The sequence below is a fragment of the Pseudonocardia sp. P1 genome (assembly GCF_000178675.2).
Lineage (GTDB): Bacteria > Actinomycetota > Actinomycetes > Mycobacteriales > Pseudonocardiaceae > Pseudonocardia.
Genome location: NZ_ADUJ02000001.1, coordinates 4,969,957 through 4,989,155 on the forward strand (window position 1 = coordinate 4,969,957; position 19,199 = coordinate 4,989,155).

Consider the following 19,199-nt stretch of genomic DNA (forward strand, 5'->3'; position numbering starts at 1 on the left):
CCCGGACCCGGCGGGGCGCGAACCTGCCCCGTCTCGGGGACTTCAACCAGGCGGTCGTGCTGGACGCGCTGCGGCGCGTCCGGCACGGCCTGTCCCGGGCGGAGCTCTCCGAGCACACCGGGCTGTCCGCGCAGTCGATCACGAACATCGTGCGGCGGCTGGCGGAACGCGGGTTGGTGACCGAGGAGGTCCCGGCGGTGCCGCACGGGCGTGGCCGCCCGGCGGCCCCGCTCGTGCTGGACCCGGCGGGGCGGTTCGCCGTCGGCGTGCACGTCGACCCGACGGTGACCGCGGTGGTCCTGGTCGACCTGACCGCATCCGTCGTCGCGGCCCGGCGGACGGTCGCAGCCTCCGCCACCACCCCGGACGACCTCGTCACGGCGGTCGCCGGGGCGGTCGCCGAGCTCACGGCCGGGGTGGACCCGGACCGGGTGCTCGGCGTCGGCGTCGCGACCCCCGGCCCCGTGGACACGGGCGCGGGCGTCGTCGTCGGCGCGCCGCTGCTGCCGGGCTGGGACCGGGTCGAGCTGCGCCGCCTGGTCCGGGAGGCGACCGGACTGCCGGTCGTCATGCACAAGGACACCGCCGCGGCGGCCGTCGGCGAGCTGTGGCACGAGGCCGATCCGGCGGACCTGCTGTTCCTCTACCTCGGCACCGGGCTCGGTGCCGGGTTCGTCGTGAACGGCGAGCTGCTGCCCGGCAGCACCGACAACGCCGGGGAGATCGGGCACATGATGGTCTCCCCGGACGGGCCGCGCTGCCACTGCGGGCAGGCCGGCTGTGTCGGGGCGAGCAGCATGCCCCGCACCCTGGTCGGTGAGGCCGTGGCCGCCGGCGTGCTCGCCCCGTTGCCGCACGACGCGGGCGACGTGGCGGTCGACGACGCCTTCACCCGGCTCTGTGCGGCCGCGACCGGCGACCCGGCCGCCCGCGAGGTGCTGGAACGATCCGCCGCGCGACTGGCCCGCGCCGCGGTGACCCTGTGCAACGCGCTCGATGTCGGCGCCGTCGTCGTCGGCGGTCCCGCGTGGTCACGGACCGAGCCGGTGTTCCTCCCGATCCTGCGCGACGTCGTCGCGGCGACCACCGAGGCCCGCCGGGTGCACGAGGTCGCCGTGCGCGGCAGCGTCCTCGGCGACGACGCCGCCGTGGTCGGCGCGGCCTGCCTGGTGCTGGAGCACTCCTTCTCCCCGCGTCCCGCGACGCTCCTGATCCGCTGAGCCGGTCAGGTCTTGAGACCGCCCGCCGCGGCGAAGCCGCTGCCGAGACGCCGTCCCAGCAGCAGGTACAGCATGACCACCGGCGCCGAGTAGAGGATCGAGAACGCGGCGAGCTGGCCGTAGGCGACCTGGCCGTACTGCGAGGAGAACGTGAACAGGCTGACCGCCGCGGGGAGCTTGTCCGGCGACAGCAGCAGCATGAACGGGACGAAGAAGTTCCCCCACGTCTGGACCAGTGTGAAGATCGCGACGACGGCGACGCCCGGTCGCATCAGCGGCAGCACGACCTCCCACAGCGTCCGCAGCATGGTGGCGCCGTCGGTCCACGCGGCCTCCTCGATCTCGACCGGGACACCGTCCATGAACCCCTTCGTCAGGAAGATCGCGTAGGGCAGCGCCGACGTGGCGAGGAACAGCACCGCCGCCGGCATCGAGTCGACGAGGTTGACCTGTACGAACAGTGCGTAGACCGGGATCATGATCGCCGTGATCGGCAGGCCGGTCGCGAACACGATCGTCAGCAGGAACGGGCGGCTCGCCCGGCTGCGGTAGCGCGAGAGCGGGTAGGCCGCGAGGACCGCGCAGACGACGGTGACGACCGTGGCCCCGCCGCACAGGACGACGGAGTTCCACATCGGGCGGAACGTCGTCTCGGTGTCGAGTACCGCCGCGTAGTTGTCCAGCGTCGGCACCGACGGCCAGGCGACGGCCAGCGAGGCCTCGCCGTCGAACGACGCCAGCACCACCCAGGCCAGGGGTACGCAGAAGAACGCGGCGATCACGAGCAGCACGACGTCGGCGGGCCCGGGGCGCCGGCGCCTGCCCGCCGCGACGAGCGGTGGCGGGGCGGACTCCGGGTCCGCCGCGACGGGCGGTGTGGCGGTGGCGGTCACGAGTCCTCCTTCGCGAGCAGTCGCAGGTAGCCGAGCGACGCGATGCCGCCGATCAGCAGCAGGAGCAGCGCCACCGCGGTGCCGTAGCCGAGGCGGCCGTAGCTGAACGCCTGCTCGTACATGTAGAGAGGCAGGGTCTGGCTCGACGTCCCCGGACCGCCCGCGGTCATCACGTAGATCAGCCCGAAGACCGACAGCGTCTGCAGGGTGATCAGCATGAGGTTGGTGGCGACCGCCCGGCGGATCAGCGGCAGTGTCAGCTCGAAGAAGCGCTGTACCGGGCCGGCGCCGTCGATCGTCGCGGCCTCCTCGACGTCGGAGGAGATCTCCGCGAGTGCCGCCGTGTAGACGAGCATGGTGAACGCGGTACCACGCCAGATGTTGGCGAACGAGACGGCGAGGATCGGGAGCGCGGTGAGCAGCTCCTGGTCGGGGAGGCCGACCGCGCCGAGCATCGCGTTCAGCGACCCGTCGCCGGCGAGGAAGGTGTACCAGAGGTAGCCGACCACGACCTCCGGCAGGATCCACGCCCCGACGACCACCACGCCGGTCACGGCGCTCACCGGGCGGGTCGCGTTGCGCATCAGCAGGGCCAGTGCCAGGCCGAGGAGGTTCTGCCCGATGATCGCCGAGACGACGGTGAACACCAGCGTCAGCCCCATCGAGCTCCAGAACTCGGGTGCGGCGAGCGCCTCGGTGAAGTTGGACAGGCCGACCGGTGAGGTCACGTCGGCGCCCGCGCCACGCAACGCCCGGTTGGTGAAGGCGAGGTAGACGCTGTAGAGCACCGGGCCGGCGAGGAACAGCGCGAGCAGCACGACGGCCGGGACGATCGGTCCGCCCCGCAGCAGGCTGCGCCGCAGCGGTCCCCGCCGGGCCGGCGCCGCGTCCGTCGGTGGCGTCGTCGACGCGGTCACGGCCGGGCCTCCGGCGCGGTCGCACCGGCCCCGACGATGCCGGTGAGCGCCGCGTCGTAGCCGTCGGCGGCGTCCGCGGGGCTCGCGGCGCCGGTCATCACCGCCTCGGTCGCCGCCTGGATCGCCGAGGAGATCTGCGGGTAGGGCGCCAGCGCGGGCCGGTAGTCGGCATGGGGGACGAGATCGGTGAAGAACCGCGCGACAGGCGAGTAGTCCTCGTAGCCCGGTGCCGAGACGACATCGCGCCGGTTCGCGAGCTTCGAGTCACCGATCGTCCACCCGGTCGCGAGCCGGGTGTCCATCATGGTCGCCAGCAGTTCCCAGGCCCGGTCGGGGTCGGGTGCCCTGGCGGGGAGGGACCAGGCCATCCCACCGGACAGCGTCACGAACCCGCTGCCCTGCCCGTGGCGGGTGGGCATCCGTGCGAGGCCCAGCTCCTGCGGCCACTCCGGCCAGTCGTCCCAGTTCTGGGTGATCCAGTTGCCGTCCACGACGAAGCCGACGGTGCCCTCGGGCATCCACGAGGTGTAGACGGTCTCGGTGAAGTTGGGGTCCAGCGCCGCCTCCAGCGGCGGGCCGAGCCCTTCGGCGAACAGCGTGTGCAGGAAGCCGAGCGCCGACCGCATGCCCTCCGCACCCGTCGTCCAGCGCCGGGTGGACTCGTCGTAGAGCACCGAGCCGGTCCCGTTGAACAGCATCTGCAGGCCCTGCAGGCTCGCCTTCTCCCCCTGGGCCTTGCCGGCGTAGAACACCCCGGGGACGACGTCCGGCACCCGGTCCCGGACGGTCCGCGCGGTGTCGAGCAGGTCGTTCCAGCTGCGCGGGTTCCACGGCAGCGGTATCCCGGCCCGTTCGAGGACGCCGCGGTGGTACCAGACGGCGCGGGTGTCGGTGGGGCCCGGGATCGCGTACACCCTGCCGTCCTCACCACGGACGGCGTCCTTCGCGACGTCGTAGTAGGCGTCCCAGTGCGGCCAGCCGGCGACGTAGTCGTCGAGCGGGCGCAGGTACCCCGCGGCGATGTCGGCCTTGAGGATGAAGGTGTCCTCGTAGACGACGTCCGGCGCGGTCCGGGCCGACGCCATCATCAGCTCGTTCTTCGTGAAGTAGTCGTTCTCGGAGGCGACCAGCGGGACGATCTCCACCGACGTCCCCGGCCGGGCGGCCATGAACTCCGCGGCCGCGGTGGCGAGGAAGTTCGCTGTCGCCTCGGTCGAGCCCCACTGCTGGAACGACACCCGCAGGTCGCCGGGGGCGCGGGCGTCGCTCCCGCAGCCGGACAGCAGCGGCGCGGCCAGCAGCGAGGCACCCGCGGCGCCGAGCAGGGCTCGCCGGGAGATCCCGTGGGTGGAGGGGTGTGGGGTCATCGGCGAACCGTCCTTCCGCGTCGTTGCGTGGCCGGTGTTGCGGTGTCGCTGTGGTGATCAGTTCCGGCGGAGCCGCAGCGTGCTCACCTGGAACGGGCGCAGCCGGAGCCGCAGATCGCCGTCGAGCGCCCCGGCGTCGTCGAGGGGGCGTTCGAGCAGGTCGGTCTCGACCGCGCCGGTGCAGTCGAACCCGGGCGCGACGTGGGCGTCGGCCCGGCCACCGTGGGCCTCGTAGAGCCGGACGACGACGTCGCCGCTGCCGTCGTCGGCGAGCTTGACCGCCTCGACGACCACCGCGCCGGTGCCGCCGTCGTCGACGGTCACCAGCGGCGTCACCGGTCCGGTACCCGTCACCTCCCGCAGCGGCAGGTTCATCCGGTAGCCCTCGCGGACGGCGTCCGGGATCTCCGCGCCGGGGGTGATGCTGTAGCGGAGGGTGTGCGCGCCGGAGTCGGCCTGCGGGTCCGGGAACTGCGGGGCGCGCAGCACGGACAGCCGCAGCAGCGTCGTCGTCCCGGCAGTCGTGCCGTGCGCGCCCTCGCGCGCCGACCGCGTGACGTCGTGGCCGTAGGTCGCGTCGTTGGCGACGGCGACGCCGTACCCGGGCTCGCCGACGTGCACGAACCGGTGCGCGCAGGTCTCGAACCGGGCGGCGTCCCAGGACGTGTTGGCGTGCAGCGGCCGGTGCAGGTGCCCGAACTGGATCTCCGAGGTGGCCCGCTCGGCGTGCACGTCGAGCGGGAACGCGAGCTTGAGCAGCTTCTGCCGTTCCTGCCAGTCGGCGTGCACGGTCACCGCCAGCGACCGGCCGCCGGGGGCGAGCGTGTACTCGGTGGTGACCGTGCTCGCGCCGGACGCGACGACTGCGCGCACCCCGCCGGGGACCTGCTCGACGGCCTTCGCGGGTGGCAGCTCGATCTCCACCCGCCGGTAGTGCCGGTCGACGTCCCAGGCGTCCCACTCGTTGGGGATGTCCTGGAACAGCTGCAGGCCGGCGGTCTCCCCGGGTGCGAGCACCGCGCGGTCGGCAGCGAGATCGTGCAGGCCGTGGAGCCTGCCGTCGTCGCCGACGGTCGCGGTGAGCACGCCGTTGTCGATCCGCCAGCCGACGTCGGTGCGGGTCACGACCGCCTGCGCGGCGTCGACCGCGTATCCGGGACCGATGCCCAGCGCGGGCGCGCCGTCGCGGGCGAACGGGCCGGCGTTGGCGAGCAGCCGCACGTCACCGTCCCCGGCGAGCCGGGCCAGCGCGTCGCCGATGACGGTCTCGAGCTCCGCGGCGACGGCGGCGTGGTTGCGCTCGGCATCGCGGTGTACCCAGGCGATCGAGCTGCCGGGCAGGATGTCGTGGAACTGCTGCAGCAGCACGAGCTGCCAGAGGCGGCGCAGGTCGTCGGCCGGGTAGGGGGCGCCGGTGCGCACGGTCGCCGTCGCGGCCCACAGCTCGGCCTCGCGCAGCAGGTGCTCGCAGCGCCGGTTGCCCTGCTTGGTGCGGGCCTGCGAGGTGTAGGTGCCGCGGTGGTACTCGAGGTACAGCTCGCCCGACCAGACCGGAGGGTCGGTGTACTCGGCCTCGGCCGCGGTGAAGAACTCCTCCGACGTCCCCACCCGGACCTGCGGCGCACCCTCCAGGTCTGACTGGCGCCGTGCCGCGGCGAGCATCTCCCGGGTCGGACCGCCGCCGCCGTCGCCGTGCCCGAACGGGACGAGCGACCACGACGCCCTGCCCTTCTCCCGGTACTGGCGCTGCGCGCGGTCGAGTTCGGTCGCGGAGAGCTCGGAGTTGTACGTGTCCACCGGCGGGAAGTGGGTGAACACCCGGGTGCCGTCGAGGCCCTCCCACAGGAAGGTGTGGTGCGGCATCCGGTTGGTGTCGTTCCAGGAGATCTTCTGGGTGAGGAACCAGCGCGACCCGGCGGCCCGGACGAGCTGGGGCAACGCCGCGGTGTAGCCGAACGAGTCGGGTAGCCACACCTCCATCGGCTCCACGCCGAGCTCGTCGAGGAAGAACCGCTTTCCCTCGACGAGCTGGCGGGCCAGTGCCTCGCCGCCGGGCATGTTCGTGTCGGACTCGACCCACATCCCTCCGACGGGGACGAACGTCCCCGCAGCGACGGCGTCGCGCAGTCGCGTCCAGAGCTCCGGGTAGGTGTCGCGGATCCACGCGTACTGCTGGGCCGAGGAACAGGAGAACCGCAGCGACGGGTCCTCGGCGGCGAGGGCGAGCACGTTCGAGAACGTCCGCGCGCACTTGCGGACGGTCTCGCGGACCGGCCACAGCCAGGCGGAGTCGATGTGCGCGTGCCCGGTCGCGACGATCCGGTGCGCGCTGGCGTGCGCGGGAGCGGCGAGCGCGGGGGCGAGCTGCTCCCGCGCCGGGGCGGCGGTCCCGGCCAGGTCGCGCGGGTCGATCGCGTCCAGCGCGTCCTCGACGGCGGACACGATCGTCGCGTGCCGGGCGGAGTCCTCGGGCAGCTGCCCGAGCCACCCCTCCAGCACCCACAGGTCCTGGTCGAGCTCCCAGACCGTCTCGTCCAGCAGCGCGACGTCGACGCGGCGCAGCGTGTAGAGCGGGTCGTCGCCCGCGGTCCCCGGGTCCCCGAGCGGGGTGGGCACGAACCAGCCGTGCTCGGCGATCCGGGGGTTGGCAGCCGCCTCCAGGTAGAGGTCGACCACGCCGCCGTCGACCGGCACGTGGGCGTTGAGCGGCTCGATGCCCTTCAGGATCGTCCCGTCCGGGCTCCACGCGGTGGCCTCGGCCTGGAACCCCGGCTGGTCCCCGGTGAACCCGAGATCGACGACGACCTCGACGCGGGTGCCCGGCACGTCCCGCCACCGCGCGGGGACCGTCCCGGTCGCGTGGAACCAGACCGTGCCCCACGGACGCCCCCATGCCGACCGGTGGCCGCCGCCGGCCGGGAACGGTGCGAAGCGCTGCCCGACGGCGTCATCGAACGGCACGGGTTCGCCGGGCACCTCCCACGCCTCGACGGTCAGCGGCTCGGTGGCGCGGTACCGGGCCCGTCCGAGGTGCTCGTGACGGAGGCGGCGGAGGCGGTCGACGACGAAACGGGTGCGGTCGTGCACGGGCTCTCCAGGAGGACGGCGGCACTGCCGCCAATACTTAAAAACGATGGAGAAAATATGTCAAGGAGCCCGCACCGGCCCCGGCCGGCCTCAGATGGCGCTCTCGCCGCCGCCCGTCGGCGGCTGGATGCGCACCACCCGGTCGTCGGTGGCGCCCGGTGCGGCCCCGTCGCGGTTCACCGTGCCCAGCCACAGCAGCCCGTCCGGGGCGACCGTGACGGGACCGATCGAGCCGTAGGTGTCCTGCAGCACCGGCTTCGGGTCGCCGGTGAAGGCCCCGTCCCGGCCCGGGGTCAGGACGAACAACGCCTTCCCGCCGCGCTGGGCGACGGCCAGGGTCCCGGGCAGCACGGTGCACCCGGCGACCCCCGGCCGGTCCGGCCACGTCCACGCGGGTGCTCCCAGCTGCCCGGGCGCGACCCTGTACAGGACGTCGCGCCCGGGAGCCCGGTCGGTCACCCAGGTCGTCCGGGCGGCCGGGTCGACGCACACGCCGCCCGGGTCCGCGAGTCCCCGGGCCAGCACCGGCGACGCCGGGTCCGGGTTCCCGGAGGCCGGCCGGCCCAGCGTGTCGATCCGCAGCACCGCCCCGGCCAGCGGGCCCCCACCGGCGCCGGTCGCGACCAGCAGCGAGGATCCGTCGGGATCGGCGGCCAGCGCGCCACCCGGCGGCAGCCCGCCCAGCACCGGCTTCGGCGGCTCGCCGGGCGCGATGCGCAGCACCTCGCCGCCGGCCAGCGCGTACAGCAGCCGGTCCTCGGCGTAGCCGGGGGACAGCACCAGACCGGTGACGCCGGTCGCCGGGTCCACCGGGACGGTCGCGACCGTGACGGGGTCCTCGCCCCGCTTCACCTGCAGGACCCGTCCGGTGCGCCGCTCCGCGACGAGTGCCTGGTCGCCGGGCGGCAGCACCGCGATCGCGCCCACCGGCCCGAGGCAGGCCGCGACGACCTGCGGGTCGGGGTCCTCGCACGGGCCGGGCTGCGCCTGCTGCCCGCCCGGCTGCTGCTCGGGTGCCGGGGGCGGGGGCGCGGGTTCCTCGGTCGGCGCGAGGGCGGGCGGCCCGCCGAGCTCGCCCTCGCCCTCGGCCTTCGGCCGCCAGTCCCGCGCGCCCTGGTCGGGGAACGTCGCGCACCCGGACACGAGCACGAGCGACGCGAGCAGTGCCGCGACGAGCAGCGGGAGACGGCCGGTCACGACGGCCACGCTAGGGGGCACGAGGTGAGCGCCGGGTGAGTACCGTTCCGATCATGACGCAGCACCCCGTGACCGTCCTCGTGTCCGACGACGAGGGCATCGAGATCCTGTCCGAGGTGGAGGGCCTGGAGCCGGTCCGCTACGACCCGGCCGCGCCGCTTCCCGCCGAGGCCGCGTCGGCCCGGGCGCTCGTCCCGCCGTTCCTGTCCGGCACGGACGCGGTCGCGATCACCGAGAAGCTGCCACGGCTCGAGATCGTCCAGCTGCTGACCGCCGGTGCCGAGGCCTGGATCGGCAGGCTGCCCGAGGGGGTCGCCCTGTCCGACGGCCGCGGCGCGCACGGCGGGGCCACCGCCGAGTGGGTGGTGTCGGTGCTGCTGGCGGTCTACCGGCACCTCGACCGGTTCGTCCGTGCCCAGGACCGCGGGGTGTGGGACTACCACCGGACCGACGAGCTGGCGGGCAAGCGGATCCTCGTCGTCGGCGCGGGTGACGTCGGCGAGCGGACGAAGGCCCGGCTGGAGCCGTTCGACGTCGAGATCACCATGGTCGGCCGCACCGCCCGCGACGGCGTGCACGGCTGGGACGAGCTGCCCCGGCTGCTGCCCGAGCACGACGCGACGGTGCTGATCGTCCCGCTCACCGACGAGACCCGCGGCATGGTCGACGCCGAGTTCCTGGCCGCCATGCCCGACGGTGCGCTGCTCGTCAACGGGGCCCGTGGCCCGGTGTGCGACACCGACGCGCTGCTCGCCGAGCTGCGGTCCGGGCGGTTGCGCGCGGCCGTCGACGTCACCGACCCGGAGCCGCTGCCCGAGGGCCACCCGCTGTTCTCGGCACCCGGGCTGCTGCTCACCCCGCACGTCGGGGGCAGCGTCCCGCTGGCGATGCAGCGGGCCTACCGGGTCGCGGCCGAGCAGCTCGCCGCGTTCGTCCGCGGCGAGGAGCCCCCGAACCTCGTCACCGGGGCCTACTAGGGGACTCGCCGGGGGAAACCCGCAGGTGAGCGAGGGCAGCGCCGGTAGGCTTCCGGCATGAGCGGGCCCACGCAGCAGTACGACTGGGGCAGCATCTCCGGCGACGAACCCCCCGAGCGGACGCGTCCGGAGCGGATGCCCGTGCCCGCGCACGTCTCGTCGGACATCGGGCTGCTGATCCTGCGGGTCGTCGTCGGCGGCATCTTCGCCGCGCACGGTGCGCAGAAGGTGTTCGGCGTGCTCGGCGGGCTCGGGCCCACCGGCACCGACGCCGCGCTCGCCGAGCTCGGGTTCGTCGCGTTCTCCTCGCCGCTGGCCTGGGTGCTCGGGGTCGGGCAGCTCGTGCTCGGCGTGCTGCTGGTGATCGGGCTGCTGACCCCGTTCGCGGCGGCGGGGCTGCTCGCCATGAAGGCGGTCGCGGTCGTGCTGGCGATCGGTCCCGCCGGGCCGACGGTGCCGCTGTTCGCCGCGGACGGCCCGAACTCGCTCGAGGTGCACCTGCTGCTCGGCGGCGGTGCCGCGGCGCTGCTGTTCTGCGGGGCGGGCCGCATCGCGCTCGACGCCGGCCGGACCTACCAGCGCAGGCCGCTGCCGTGGTCGGTGCTGTCGCTCGTCGTCGGCGCCGGCGTGGCCCTGCTCGTGCTGTTCGTGCTCCGCCGGTGACGGCCCCGCCCGACGACGTCTGGCTGCGCCCGCTCGCGAAGCGGCTGCGCCGCGAGCCGCGGATCACCGCCCGGGAGCCGCTGGCCGGTGGGTACGGCTCCGCGGCCGTCGAGCGTGTGGATCTCGACGACGGCTCGTCGGTCGTCCTCAAGGCGGCCGGCCCGGACGAGGTGGCCGCCCTGCGCGCGGCCGCGGTCGTGAACGGCCCGGTACGGGTGCCGCGGATGCTCGCCCACGGCGACGGCTGGCTGGTCCTCGCGCACGAGCCCGGTGCTCCGCTCCCGGCCGGGACCCCGGTCCCCGACGACGCCTGGCGCTCGCTCGCGCTGGTGCACGCGCACTGGCGGCGGAACCGCCCGCGCGGTGTACCGGTGGTCGACCGGACCTGGTGGGGACGGCTGTGCGGGCTGGCCTCGGTGGGGCTGCAGGCGGCCGCGGCCCGCGCCGGGACGGACGGTGCCGCCTACGCCGAGGCCGACGCCGCCGTGCGCTCGTGGGCGGCCGACGACCGGGTCGCCACCGCGCTCGCCGCGCTGCCCCGCACGCTGTGTCACGGCGACGCGCACCGCGGGAACATCCACATCGGACCCGACGGGGCGGTGCTGCTGGACTGGGGGAACGCCCGCGTCGCACCCGGGTCGCTGGACGTCGTGGTCCTGGCCGCGCCCCCTCCGGACGGCCCGGCGGACGCGCCGGGCGCACCCGTCCCGGCGTCGTACCGGGAGACCCTGCACGACGCGCTCGGGGCGGCGGACCCGCCGGCGATGATCGCCGTCGAGGAGGCGTGGGCACGGGTGCAGGCGCACGTCCAGTACCTGCCGTTCGCCGCCGACCACCAGGGCCCGGACCGGCTCGCGTCGATGGCCCGCGTCGCGGGGGCTGCGCTGGACGAGCTCGGCGACCTGCTCGTCGCCGCCCGCCGCTGAGTTCCGCCGTCCCGCGCGGTCGTCACGGTGACGCATCTGTTCCGAACGCAGGGAGTGCGGCCATGACCGATCCGCGAGCCACCGTCACCGGGATCCACACCATCGGTGTCCCGGTGACCGACCAGGACGCGGCGACCGCGTTCTACCGGGACGTCCTCGGCTTCGAGGTACGCGCCGACGTGCACATCGACGAGCTCGGCTCCCGCTGGATCGAGCTGGCGCCGGCGGGCTCGCCGGTCACCGTCGCCCTGGTGCGCGCCGACGGGAACGATCCCGCCGGGCGGGAGGTCGGCATCCGGTTCACGACCCCCGACGCGGCCGCGCTGCACGCCCGGTTCACGGGGGAGGGCGTGGACGTCGACGAGCTGCTCACCTGGCCGGGAGTGCCGCCGATGTTCGTGTTCCGTGACCGGGACGGCAACGGCCTGGAGATCGTCGAGGCGTCGTGAACGGTCAGCGGCCGACGTTGCGCTGCAGGTGCTCCGGGTAGCGCTCACCGGCGACCGCGGACGCAGGCGCGGCGGCCTCGATCCCGGCGAGCTCGTCGGCGGTCAGCTCCAGCTCCGCGGCCGCGACGTTCTGCTCCAGGTAGGTCCGCCGCTTCGTGCCGGGGATCGGGACGACGTGCTCGCCCCGGCCCTGCACCCAGGCCAGTGCGAGCTGGCCGGGGGTGACGCCGCGGCGCTCCGCGATGGTCCGCAGCGCCTCGACGATCGCGAGGTTGGCCTCGAGATTGTCCTCGGAGAAGCGGGGCAGGCCGCGGCGCATGTCGTTCTCGCCGAACTGCCCGGTGGAGGTGATCGCGCCGGTGAGGAAGCCGCGGCCGAGCGGGGAGAACGGCACGACGCCGACGCCGAGTTCGGCACAGGCGGGCGCGACCGACTCCTCGATGCCGCGGGTCCACAGCGACCACTCCGACTGCACGGCCGCCGGCGGGTGCACGGCGTGCGCGCGGCGCACGGTGTCGGCGCCGCACTCGGAGAGGCCGTAGTGCCGGATCGTGCCGGCGTCGACGAGCTCCTTCAATGCCCCGACGGTCTCCTCGATCGGCGTGTCCGGGTCGACCCGGTGCTGGTAGTAGAGGTCGATGTGGTCGACGCCCAGGCGGCGCAGGGACTCCTCGACGCACCGCCGGACGTACGCGGGGTCGCCGTTCGCGGCCTGGTTGCCGTCGGCGTCGCGGACGATCCCGAACTTCGTCGCCAGCACCACCCGGTCCCGCCGGTCGGCGATCGCCCGGCCGACGAGCTCCTCGTTGGCGCCGTCGCCGTAGACGTTCGCGGTATCCAGCAGCGTGACCCCGAGATCGAGGGCGCGGTGGATCGTCGCGATCGACTCGGACTCGTCCCCGGCGCCGTAGCTCTGCGACATGCCCATGCAGCCGAGCCCCTGCGCCGACACGGTGAGGTCGCCCAGCCTGCGCGTTCCGATAGCCATGCGAATCAACCTAGCCCTGCCGGGGGCGTGCCGCCGACCGGTGCGCTTCGCGGATCGGGGTGGCCTCGTCCGGTTCCCGCGCGGGACGAGGTCGATCGGATGATGAGCACCGGAGTCCATGAATCGTCGGCTGCTCAGGTGGTCACCTTTCCATCGGTCGGAATGACGGCGGGCCGGAGGTGCGTCGACGTCCCGAACTCGCCGACCTGGTTCCGCATCGGCGTCTTGTCGACCGGACGAGTGACCGGCTAGCGTTCTATCTGCACGGACCCCCGGAATTCCTCGCCGGGGCGTGATGCCGTGCGATCCCGCGCCACCTTTTCGGGCTCCGGCCCGTTTCTGCGAAGAAGGTCGAGATATGAGAATTCGTTCTCTGCTGCTCTCTGTGCTGTGCCTCGCCACCAGCGGGGCGGTCGCCGTCGCCGTGGCACCTTCCTCCTACGCCGCGGACGAGCACTGTCAACAGTCGGAGACGTACTCACAGGACCACTGGCAATGGGGACAGACGGAGATCTGTGCGACCTACCGGCCGAGTTCTCCGAACCCTGACCGGAAAATGGGGGAGATCACGGTCGTCCCCGACGTCTCCAGTCTCGAGTACTACTGGGGTGGCGCGTGGTACTACAACAAGTATCCCGCGACGATCACGGCATCCATCATTCTGATGCGCGACGGGAACACGGTCGGCAACGGGAAGACCGTCACCTTCTCCACGTCCGGTACATCGGTGATCGGTCCCCCTGTCACACTGCCTGTCTACTACGCGGGTGACTACGTCGTGAAGGCGGAGATCAGCGTCGACGGCGGCTACTGGTCCGACGACAGCAGCAGCCAGGTCTATGCGGCTCCGCAGCAGATCGAGCTCGTCCTCGCGGCCCGGTGAGCGGCCCGACCCTGTCCCCACCCCGCAGGTCGTCCCGCAGGTGCGGGGTCGTCGGTGCCCTGGCAGCCGTCGTGCTGTCGACGGTGGTCGGTCTCGCGTACCCGGCGCCGGCCCACGCGTCGGGTGGGGAATGCCTGCCGTACGCCGACTCCGTCGGCAACGAGCAGCCCTGGCCACCGGGGCCGGATCTCCCCTACGGGATCGCGCCGGACGGGCGGTCGTTCGAGGTCCGGGTCCCGTCCCGGTCCGAGGTGACGGTCTCCGCGATCTACCAGGACCGGCGGACCGGGGCGCTCAGGACCCGTCGTTGCGTCGCGACGAACCTGCTCGACTCCGCGGCCTTCGTCGTCTGGCGGGTGCGGGCGGACCAGCCCGATCTCGTGGTGCGCGACGTCGGTCCGTTCGCGGTCCGGGAACTCTGAACACGGAGGAGAAGAGAATGAACAGGATCCAGCGGGTACTGGCGCTCGCCGGGGTCGCCGTCGCGGCCACCGCGTCACTCGTCCTCGTCCCACCTGCACCTGCACACGCGACGGTGCCGACGTGCAACGAGACCGTCGGGGCCGACCCGGCACCGGGCCAGGCGGCAGACCCGCCCGGCGAGTCGTCGATCATCTACCGGATCGCGCCCGACGGGCGCACGCTGTACGTGCGGTTCCCTCCGCGGACGGAGCTGCTGTTCAACGCGTTCCTGCGGGACACCAGGACCGGTGACGAGCTCGACCTCCTGTGCGGGGGGACGAACGCCCAGGCCGACTACGTCGTCCAGACGTGGCAGGTGCAGGACGACCAGCCCGATGTGATCGTCACGGGGGTGAGCGGGTTCGTCGTGAACCCTCCCCGGCACGACGAGCTCTAGCCTGCGGCTCCCCACGTCGTGGGTCCGGGAGGCGCATCCGCAGTAACGTGGTGCATGGGCATCGCCGCCGCGGTCGTCGTCGACCTGGACCGGATCGGCCGGAGTGAGCACGCCGACGTCGGCGGGAAGGCGGCGAACCTCGGCGAGCTCCTCCGCGGCGGCTTCCGCGTCCCGGAGGGGTTCTGCATCCGCACCGACGCCTACCGCCGGGTCGCGGCGCAGGCGCGGCCCGGTCTCGCCGCCGACCCCCGCACGGCCCGTGAGGCGTTGCTCGCCGCCCCGGTGCCCGACGACGTCGCCGGTGCCGTGCTCGCCGCCTACCGGGCGCTGGGCCCGGACGTCCCGGTCGCCGTCCGGTCCTCGGCCACCGCCGAGGACCTGCCCACCGCGAGCTTCGCGGGGCAGCAGGACACCTACCTCAACGTCGTCGGCGAAGCCGCCCTGCTGGACGCGGTCCGGCGGTGCTGGGCCTCGCTCTGGACCGACCGGGCGGTGGAGTACCGCGCACGCAACGGGATCGGGGACGACGGCGTCGCGCTGGCCGTCGTCGTCCAGCGGATGGTCGATGCCGCGGTGGCGGGCGTGCTGTTCACCGCGGACCCGGTCGGTGGGCAGCGGACCCGGACCGTGATCGACGCGGCACCGGGGCTCGGCGAGGCCGTCGTCTCCGGGGCGGTGAACCCGGACCACGTCGTCGTCGAGGGCGACGGGACGGTCTCCGGATACCGGCCGGGGGACAAGACGGTGGCGGTGTGGGCGGTCGCCGGGGGCGGCGTCACGCGGGTCACGTCCGGTGCGGACCCGGAGCACTGCCTGGCCCCGGCGTCGATCGCGGAGCTCGTGGCGCTCGGCAGGCGGATCGAGGCGCACTTCGGCGCCCCGCAGGACATCGAGTGGGCGCTCGACGACCGCGGCACGCTGTGGACCACCCAGTCCCGCCCGATCACGACGCTCCACCCGCTGCCCCCGCCGGCCGGCCCGGGCCTCCGGGTGCACGTCTGCGTGAGCCTCGCGCAGGGGCTGACCGGCCCGCTGACGGCGGCCGGGATCTCGGCGTTCCGGGTGATCGGTTCCCGGGCGTCCGAGGGGCTCTTCGGGGTCCCGGTCGCCGACCCGGCCGCGGGACCGCCCGCGCTCGGCGAGGCCGGCGGGCGGCTGTTCGTCGACATCACGCCCGCGCTCCGCAGCGCGCCCGGGCGGCGGATCCTCCCGGCCGTGCTGGACGTCATGGAGGCACGTTCCGCGGTCGTCCTGCGCGGGCTGTCCGACCGGCCGGAACTGTCGGTGCGCACGCGGTCGTGGCGGCCGTTCCTCGTCCGGCTGGCGCGGACCCTGCTCCACCTCCGGGTGCCGTTCCGGGTCGCGGGCGCGCTGGTCAGCCCTGCGGCGGGGCTGCGGCACGTCGGCCGCGCCGGGCGCCGGATCCGGGCCCACCCGGCGTGCCGGCCGGGTGCGGACGGGCGGGAGCGGCTGGACCACGCCGTCCGCACGCTGGGCGAGGTGTTCGCGGTGCTCCCGACCGTGGTGCCGGTCGCCGGCGCCGGGTTCGTCGCACTCGGCGCGGCACGGGTCCTGGCCGGGCCGGACCTGGACCCCGCCGCCGTCCACGAGGTGCTGCGCTCGTTGCCGCACAACTGCACGACCGCGATGGACCTGGAGCTGTGGGCGGTCGCGACGCGTGTGCGGACCGAGCCGGCGTCGGTCGCCCTGCTGCTCGGCACCGGGCCCGCGGAGCTCGCCGACCGGCACCGGCGGCGGGCGCTGCCGCCGCTGCTGACCGCCGAGCTGGACGGCTTCCTCGCCGAGCACGGGCACCGGGCCGTCGCCGAGATCGACCTGGGGGCGCCCCGCTGGTCCGACGACCCGGAGTACCTGCTCGGGGTGCTCGCCAACTACCTGCGCACCGACGATCCGGACGCCGCCCCGGACGTCCGCTTCGCCCGCGGGGCCCGTGCCGCCGAGACCGCCGTCGACGACGTCGTCGCCCGGGTGCGGCGGCGGTCCGCGGTCCGGGCCCTCGCCGTGCGGTTCGCGCTCGGACGGACGCGGCGCCTGGCCGGTCTGCGCGAGGAGCACAAGGACCTGCTGGTACGGATGCTCGCCGTCGCCCGGGCCGATCTCGCCGCCGTCGGCGCCGAGCTGACGGCGCGCGACCTGCTGGACGGACCGGACGACGTGTTCGACCTGCAGCTCGCCGAGATCCGCTCGGTCCTGGACGGCGACAGAGACGGCGACGGTGCCGTCGTGCCCGGTGACCTCCGCGCGTTGGTCGCGACCCGCCGGGCCGGGCGGGAACGGGAGCGGGCGCGACGGCACGTCCCGCGGGTCCTGCTCTCCGACGGCACCGAGCCCGAGGCGCTCGCCGCCGCCGGCACCGGTGCCCCGGGCGCGCTGCTCGGGTCGGCGGCCTCGGCGGGGACCGCGACCGGGCCCGCGCGGGTCGTGCTCGACCCGGTCGGCGCGCACCTGGAACCCGGCGAGATCCTCGTCTGCCCGTCGACGGATCCCGGCTGGACGCCGCTGTTCCTCACCGCGGGCGGGCTGGTGATGGAGATGGGCGGCTCGAACTCGCACGGTGCCGTCGTCGCCAGGGAGTACGGGATCCCGGCCGTCGTCGGCGTGGCCGGTGCGACGGAGCGGATCGGCACCGGGGCGACGGTGACGGTCGACGGCGCGGCCGGCGAGGTGCGCCTCGCGGCCGCGCCGTGATCAGGACCGGCGGGTCAGGACCGGCGGGTCAGGACCGGCGGGTCAGGGGATGCGGCGGACGGCGCCGGTGTCGGCGCTCGTCGCCAGGTGGGCGTAGGCCTGCAGGGCCCGGCTCACCGGACGCTGCCGGTCCTTCGGCTGCCACGGCCGCTCGCTCGACTCCATCTTGCCGCGCCGGTCGGCCAGCACCTCCGGGTCGACGAGCAGTTCCAGCGAGCGGGCGCGGACGTCCAGCCGGACCCGGTCGCCGTTCTCCACCAGGCCGATCGTCCCGCCGGCCGCGGCCTCGGGGGAGACGTGCCCGACCGAGATGCCGGACGACCCGCCGGAGAACCGGCCGTCGGTGATCAGCGCGCAGGTCTTCCCGAGACCGGCGCCCTTGAGGAACGCGGTCGGGTGCAGCATCTCCTGCATGCCCGGGCCGCCCGAGGGGCCCTCGTAGCGGATGACCAGCACGTCCCCGGCCTTGATCTCCTTCTTCAGGATCGCCGAGACCGCCTCCTCCTGGCTCTCCAGGACCACGGCCGGGCCCTCGAACTGCCAGATGTCCTCCGGGATGCCCGCGGTCTTGATGACCGCGCCGTCCTCGGAGAGGTTCCCGCGCAGCACGGCGAGACCTCCGTCCGGGGTGTAGGCATGCTCGAAGTCCCGGATGCACCCGCCCGCGGCGTCGGTGTCCAGCGACGACCAGCGGTTCTCGGTCGAGAACGCCTCGGTGGTCCGGACCCCGCCCGGCGCGGCGTGGTACAGCTCGACGGCCGTCTCCGACGGCGAGCCGGAACGGACGTCCCACTCGGTCAACCACTGCTGCAGCGACGGCGAGTGCGCGGTGTGCACGTCCTCGTTCAGCAGCCCGGCCCGCCACAGCTCGCCCAGCAGCGCGGGGATGCCGCCGGCCCGGTGGACGTCCTCCATGTGGTAGTCCGAGTTCGGCGCCACCTTGCTCAGGCACGGCACCCGGCGGGAGATCGCGTCGATGTCGGCGAGCGTGAACTCGATCTCGCCCTCCTGCGCCGCGGCGAGGATGTGCAGCACGGTGTTGGTCGAACCGCCCATGGCGACGTCGAGCGCCATCGCGTTCTCGAACGCCTCGCGGGTCGCGATGTTGCGCGGCAGGGCCGTCGCGTCGTCGTCGCGGTACCAGCGGGTCGCCAGGTCCATCACGGTCCGGCCGGCGTTCAGGAACAGCTCGCGGCGGGCGGCGTGCGTGGCCAGCGTGGAGCCGTTGCCCGGCAGCGACAGCCCGAGCGCCTCGGTGAGGCAGTTCATCGAGTTCGCGGTGAACATCCCCGAGCAGGAGCCGCAGGTCGGGCAGGCCGACCGCTCCACCTCGGACAGGCCGGCGTCGTCCACCTCGGACGACGCCGACGCCGAGATCGCGGTGATCAGGTCGGTGGGCGCCTGCGCGACCCCGCCGACGACGACCGCCTTCCCTGCCTCCATCGGACCGCCGGAGACGAACACGGTCGGGATGTTCAGCCGCATCGCGGCGTTCAGCATCCCCGGGGTGATCTTGTCGCAGTTGGAGATGCAGACCAGCGCGTCGGCGGCGTGCCCGTTGACCATGTACTCGACGGCGTCGGCGATCAGCTCGCGCGAGGGCAGCGAGTAGAGCATCCCGCCGTGGCCCATGGCGATGCCGTCGTCGACGGCGATCGTGTTGAACTCCCGCGCGATGCCGCCGGCCTCCTTGACCGCACCCGCGACGAGGTCACCCATGTCCTTGAGGTGCACGTGACCGGGCACGAACTGGGTGTAGGAGTTGGCGATCGCGACGATCGGCTTGCCGAAGTCGTCGTCCCCCATGCCGGTGGCGCGCCAGAGCGAACGCGCTCCGGCGGCGTTGCGGCCGTGGGTGGTGACGCGGGAACGCAGGGCGGGCATCGGCTCTGTTCTCCAGGCTCGGTCGGTACGGCGCCCGGGCGGCGGGCACCGGGACGGATGCGTGCTGCACGGTCCGGGTGGGCGCGTCGCGGTGGTGGTGGGCGGCCGGCCCCGGGCCGGTGCGCGGCGGCGCGGGGCGGGTCGGCGCCCGGGCGGCTCGTCGCGTGCCGGTCGCGCCCA

The 19,199-nt window shown here is 74.2% G+C and carries 16 protein-coding genes; 9 read left to right on the forward strand and 7 right to left on the reverse strand.

Annotated elements, in window-relative coordinates:
* The first annotated feature begins 56 nt into the window (after nucleotides 1-56).
* Complete coding sequence (locus tag PP1_RS23005; protein WP_010228364.1) at nucleotides 57-1,220, forward strand: ROK family transcriptional regulator; 1,164 nt, start codon at nucleotides 57-59, stop codon at nucleotides 1,218-1,220.
* A 5-nt stretch (nucleotides 1,221-1,225) separates the two neighbouring features.
* On the opposite strand, the gene PP1_RS23010 is transcribed toward PP1_RS23005, so the two are convergent.
* The 5 genes from PP1_RS23010 to PP1_RS23030 all read right to left on the reverse strand — a co-directional run bounded on the left by PP1_RS23010 (nucleotide 1,226) and on the right by PP1_RS23030 (nucleotide 8,681).
* The gene (locus tag PP1_RS23010; protein ID WP_010228362.1) at nucleotides 1,226-2,113 is read right to left on the reverse strand and encodes a carbohydrate ABC transporter permease; all 888 of its coding nucleotides are present in this window, start codon (nucleotides 2,111-2,113) and stop codon (nucleotides 1,226-1,228) included.
* Nucleotides 2,110-3,030, reverse strand: a complete 921-nt coding sequence (locus tag PP1_RS23015) for a carbohydrate ABC transporter permease (protein ID WP_010228360.1) — start codon at nucleotides 3,028-3,030, stop codon at nucleotides 2,110-2,112. Before PP1_RS23015 ends, PP1_RS23010 begins: the two co-directional genes overlap by 4 nt.
* On the reverse strand, nucleotides 3,027-4,397 hold the full coding sequence (locus PP1_RS23020; protein WP_010228358.1) for an extracellular solute-binding protein: 1,371 nt from the start codon (nucleotides 4,395-4,397) through the stop codon (nucleotides 3,027-3,029). The genes PP1_RS23015 and PP1_RS23020 overlap by 4 nt, the downstream gene beginning before the upstream one ends.
* Nucleotides 4,398-4,454: 57 nt before the next feature.
* Nucleotides 4,455-7,484, reverse strand: a complete 3,030-nt coding sequence (locus PP1_RS23025) for an alpha-mannosidase (protein ID WP_010228356.1) — start codon at nucleotides 7,482-7,484, stop codon at nucleotides 4,455-4,457.
* A gap of 90 nt (nucleotides 7,485-7,574) precedes the next feature.
* Nucleotides 7,575-8,681, reverse strand: a complete 1,107-nt coding sequence (locus PP1_RS23030) for a PQQ-dependent sugar dehydrogenase (RefSeq protein ID WP_249266040.1) — start codon at nucleotides 8,679-8,681, stop codon at nucleotides 7,575-7,577.
* A gap of 53 nt (nucleotides 8,682-8,734) precedes the next feature.
* Between PP1_RS23030 and PP1_RS23035 the strand changes: the two genes are divergently transcribed.
* The 4 genes from PP1_RS23035 (at nucleotide 8,735) to PP1_RS23050 (ending at nucleotide 11,696) form a co-directional block, all read left to right on the forward strand.
* Entirely contained in the window at nucleotides 8,735-9,658 is a 924-nt protein-coding gene (locus tag PP1_RS23035; RefSeq protein ID WP_010229809.1) for a 2-hydroxyacid dehydrogenase, read from the forward strand.
* A 57-nt stretch (nucleotides 9,659-9,715) separates the two neighbouring features.
* Complete coding sequence (locus PP1_RS23040; RefSeq protein WP_010229810.1) at nucleotides 9,716-10,321, forward strand: DoxX family protein; 606 nt, start codon at nucleotides 9,716-9,718, stop codon at nucleotides 10,319-10,321.
* A complete protein-coding gene (locus PP1_RS23045) occupies nucleotides 10,318-11,247 on the forward strand; it encodes an aminoglycoside phosphotransferase family protein (RefSeq protein WP_010229812.1) in 930 nt (309 codons plus the stop codon). Before PP1_RS23040 ends, PP1_RS23045 begins: the two co-directional genes overlap by 4 nt.
* A gap of 62 nt (nucleotides 11,248-11,309) precedes the next feature.
* Nucleotides 11,310-11,696, forward strand: a complete 387-nt coding sequence (locus PP1_RS23050) for a VOC family protein (protein ID WP_010229815.1) — start codon at nucleotides 11,310-11,312, stop codon at nucleotides 11,694-11,696.
* A 4-nt stretch (nucleotides 11,697-11,700) separates the two neighbouring features.
* On the opposite strand, the gene PP1_RS23055 is transcribed toward PP1_RS23050, so the two are convergent.
* Nucleotides 11,701-12,684: an aldo/keto reductase gene (locus PP1_RS23055; protein WP_010229818.1), complete on the reverse strand. Its 984-nt coding sequence runs from the start codon at nucleotides 12,682-12,684 to the stop codon at nucleotides 11,701-11,703.
* Nucleotides 12,685-13,240: 556 nt separating this feature from the next.
* On the opposite strand from PP1_RS23055, the gene PP1_RS23060 reads away from it, so the two are divergent.
* From PP1_RS23060 to PP1_RS23075, 4 genes are read left to right on the forward strand one after another with little or no spacing between them, the layout of a single operon-like run.
* A complete protein-coding gene (locus tag PP1_RS23060; RefSeq protein WP_010229821.1) occupies nucleotides 13,241-13,567 on the forward strand; it encodes a hypothetical protein in 327 nt (108 codons plus the stop codon).
* The gene (locus PP1_RS23065; protein ID WP_139323946.1) at nucleotides 13,564-13,989 is read left to right on the forward strand and encodes a hypothetical protein; all 426 of its coding nucleotides are present in this window, start codon (nucleotides 13,564-13,566) and stop codon (nucleotides 13,987-13,989) included. The genes PP1_RS23060 and PP1_RS23065 overlap by 4 nt, the downstream gene beginning before the upstream one ends.
* 17 nt (nucleotides 13,990-14,006) lie before the next feature.
* A complete protein-coding gene (locus PP1_RS23070) occupies nucleotides 14,007-14,426 on the forward strand; it encodes a hypothetical protein (RefSeq protein ID WP_010229827.1) in 420 nt (139 codons plus the stop codon).
* A gap of 54 nt (nucleotides 14,427-14,480) precedes the next feature.
* A complete protein-coding gene (locus PP1_RS23075) occupies nucleotides 14,481-17,135 on the forward strand; it encodes a PEP/pyruvate-binding domain-containing protein (protein WP_075314637.1) in 2,655 nt (884 codons plus the stop codon).
* 42 nt (nucleotides 17,136-17,177) lie between these two features.
* On the opposite strand, the gene ilvD is transcribed toward PP1_RS23075, so the two are convergent.
* A complete protein-coding gene (gene ilvD / locus PP1_RS23080; protein ID WP_010234115.1) occupies nucleotides 17,178-19,019 on the reverse strand; it encodes a dihydroxy-acid dehydratase in 1,842 nt (613 codons plus the stop codon).
* Nucleotides 19,020-19,199: the final 180 nt, after the last annotated feature.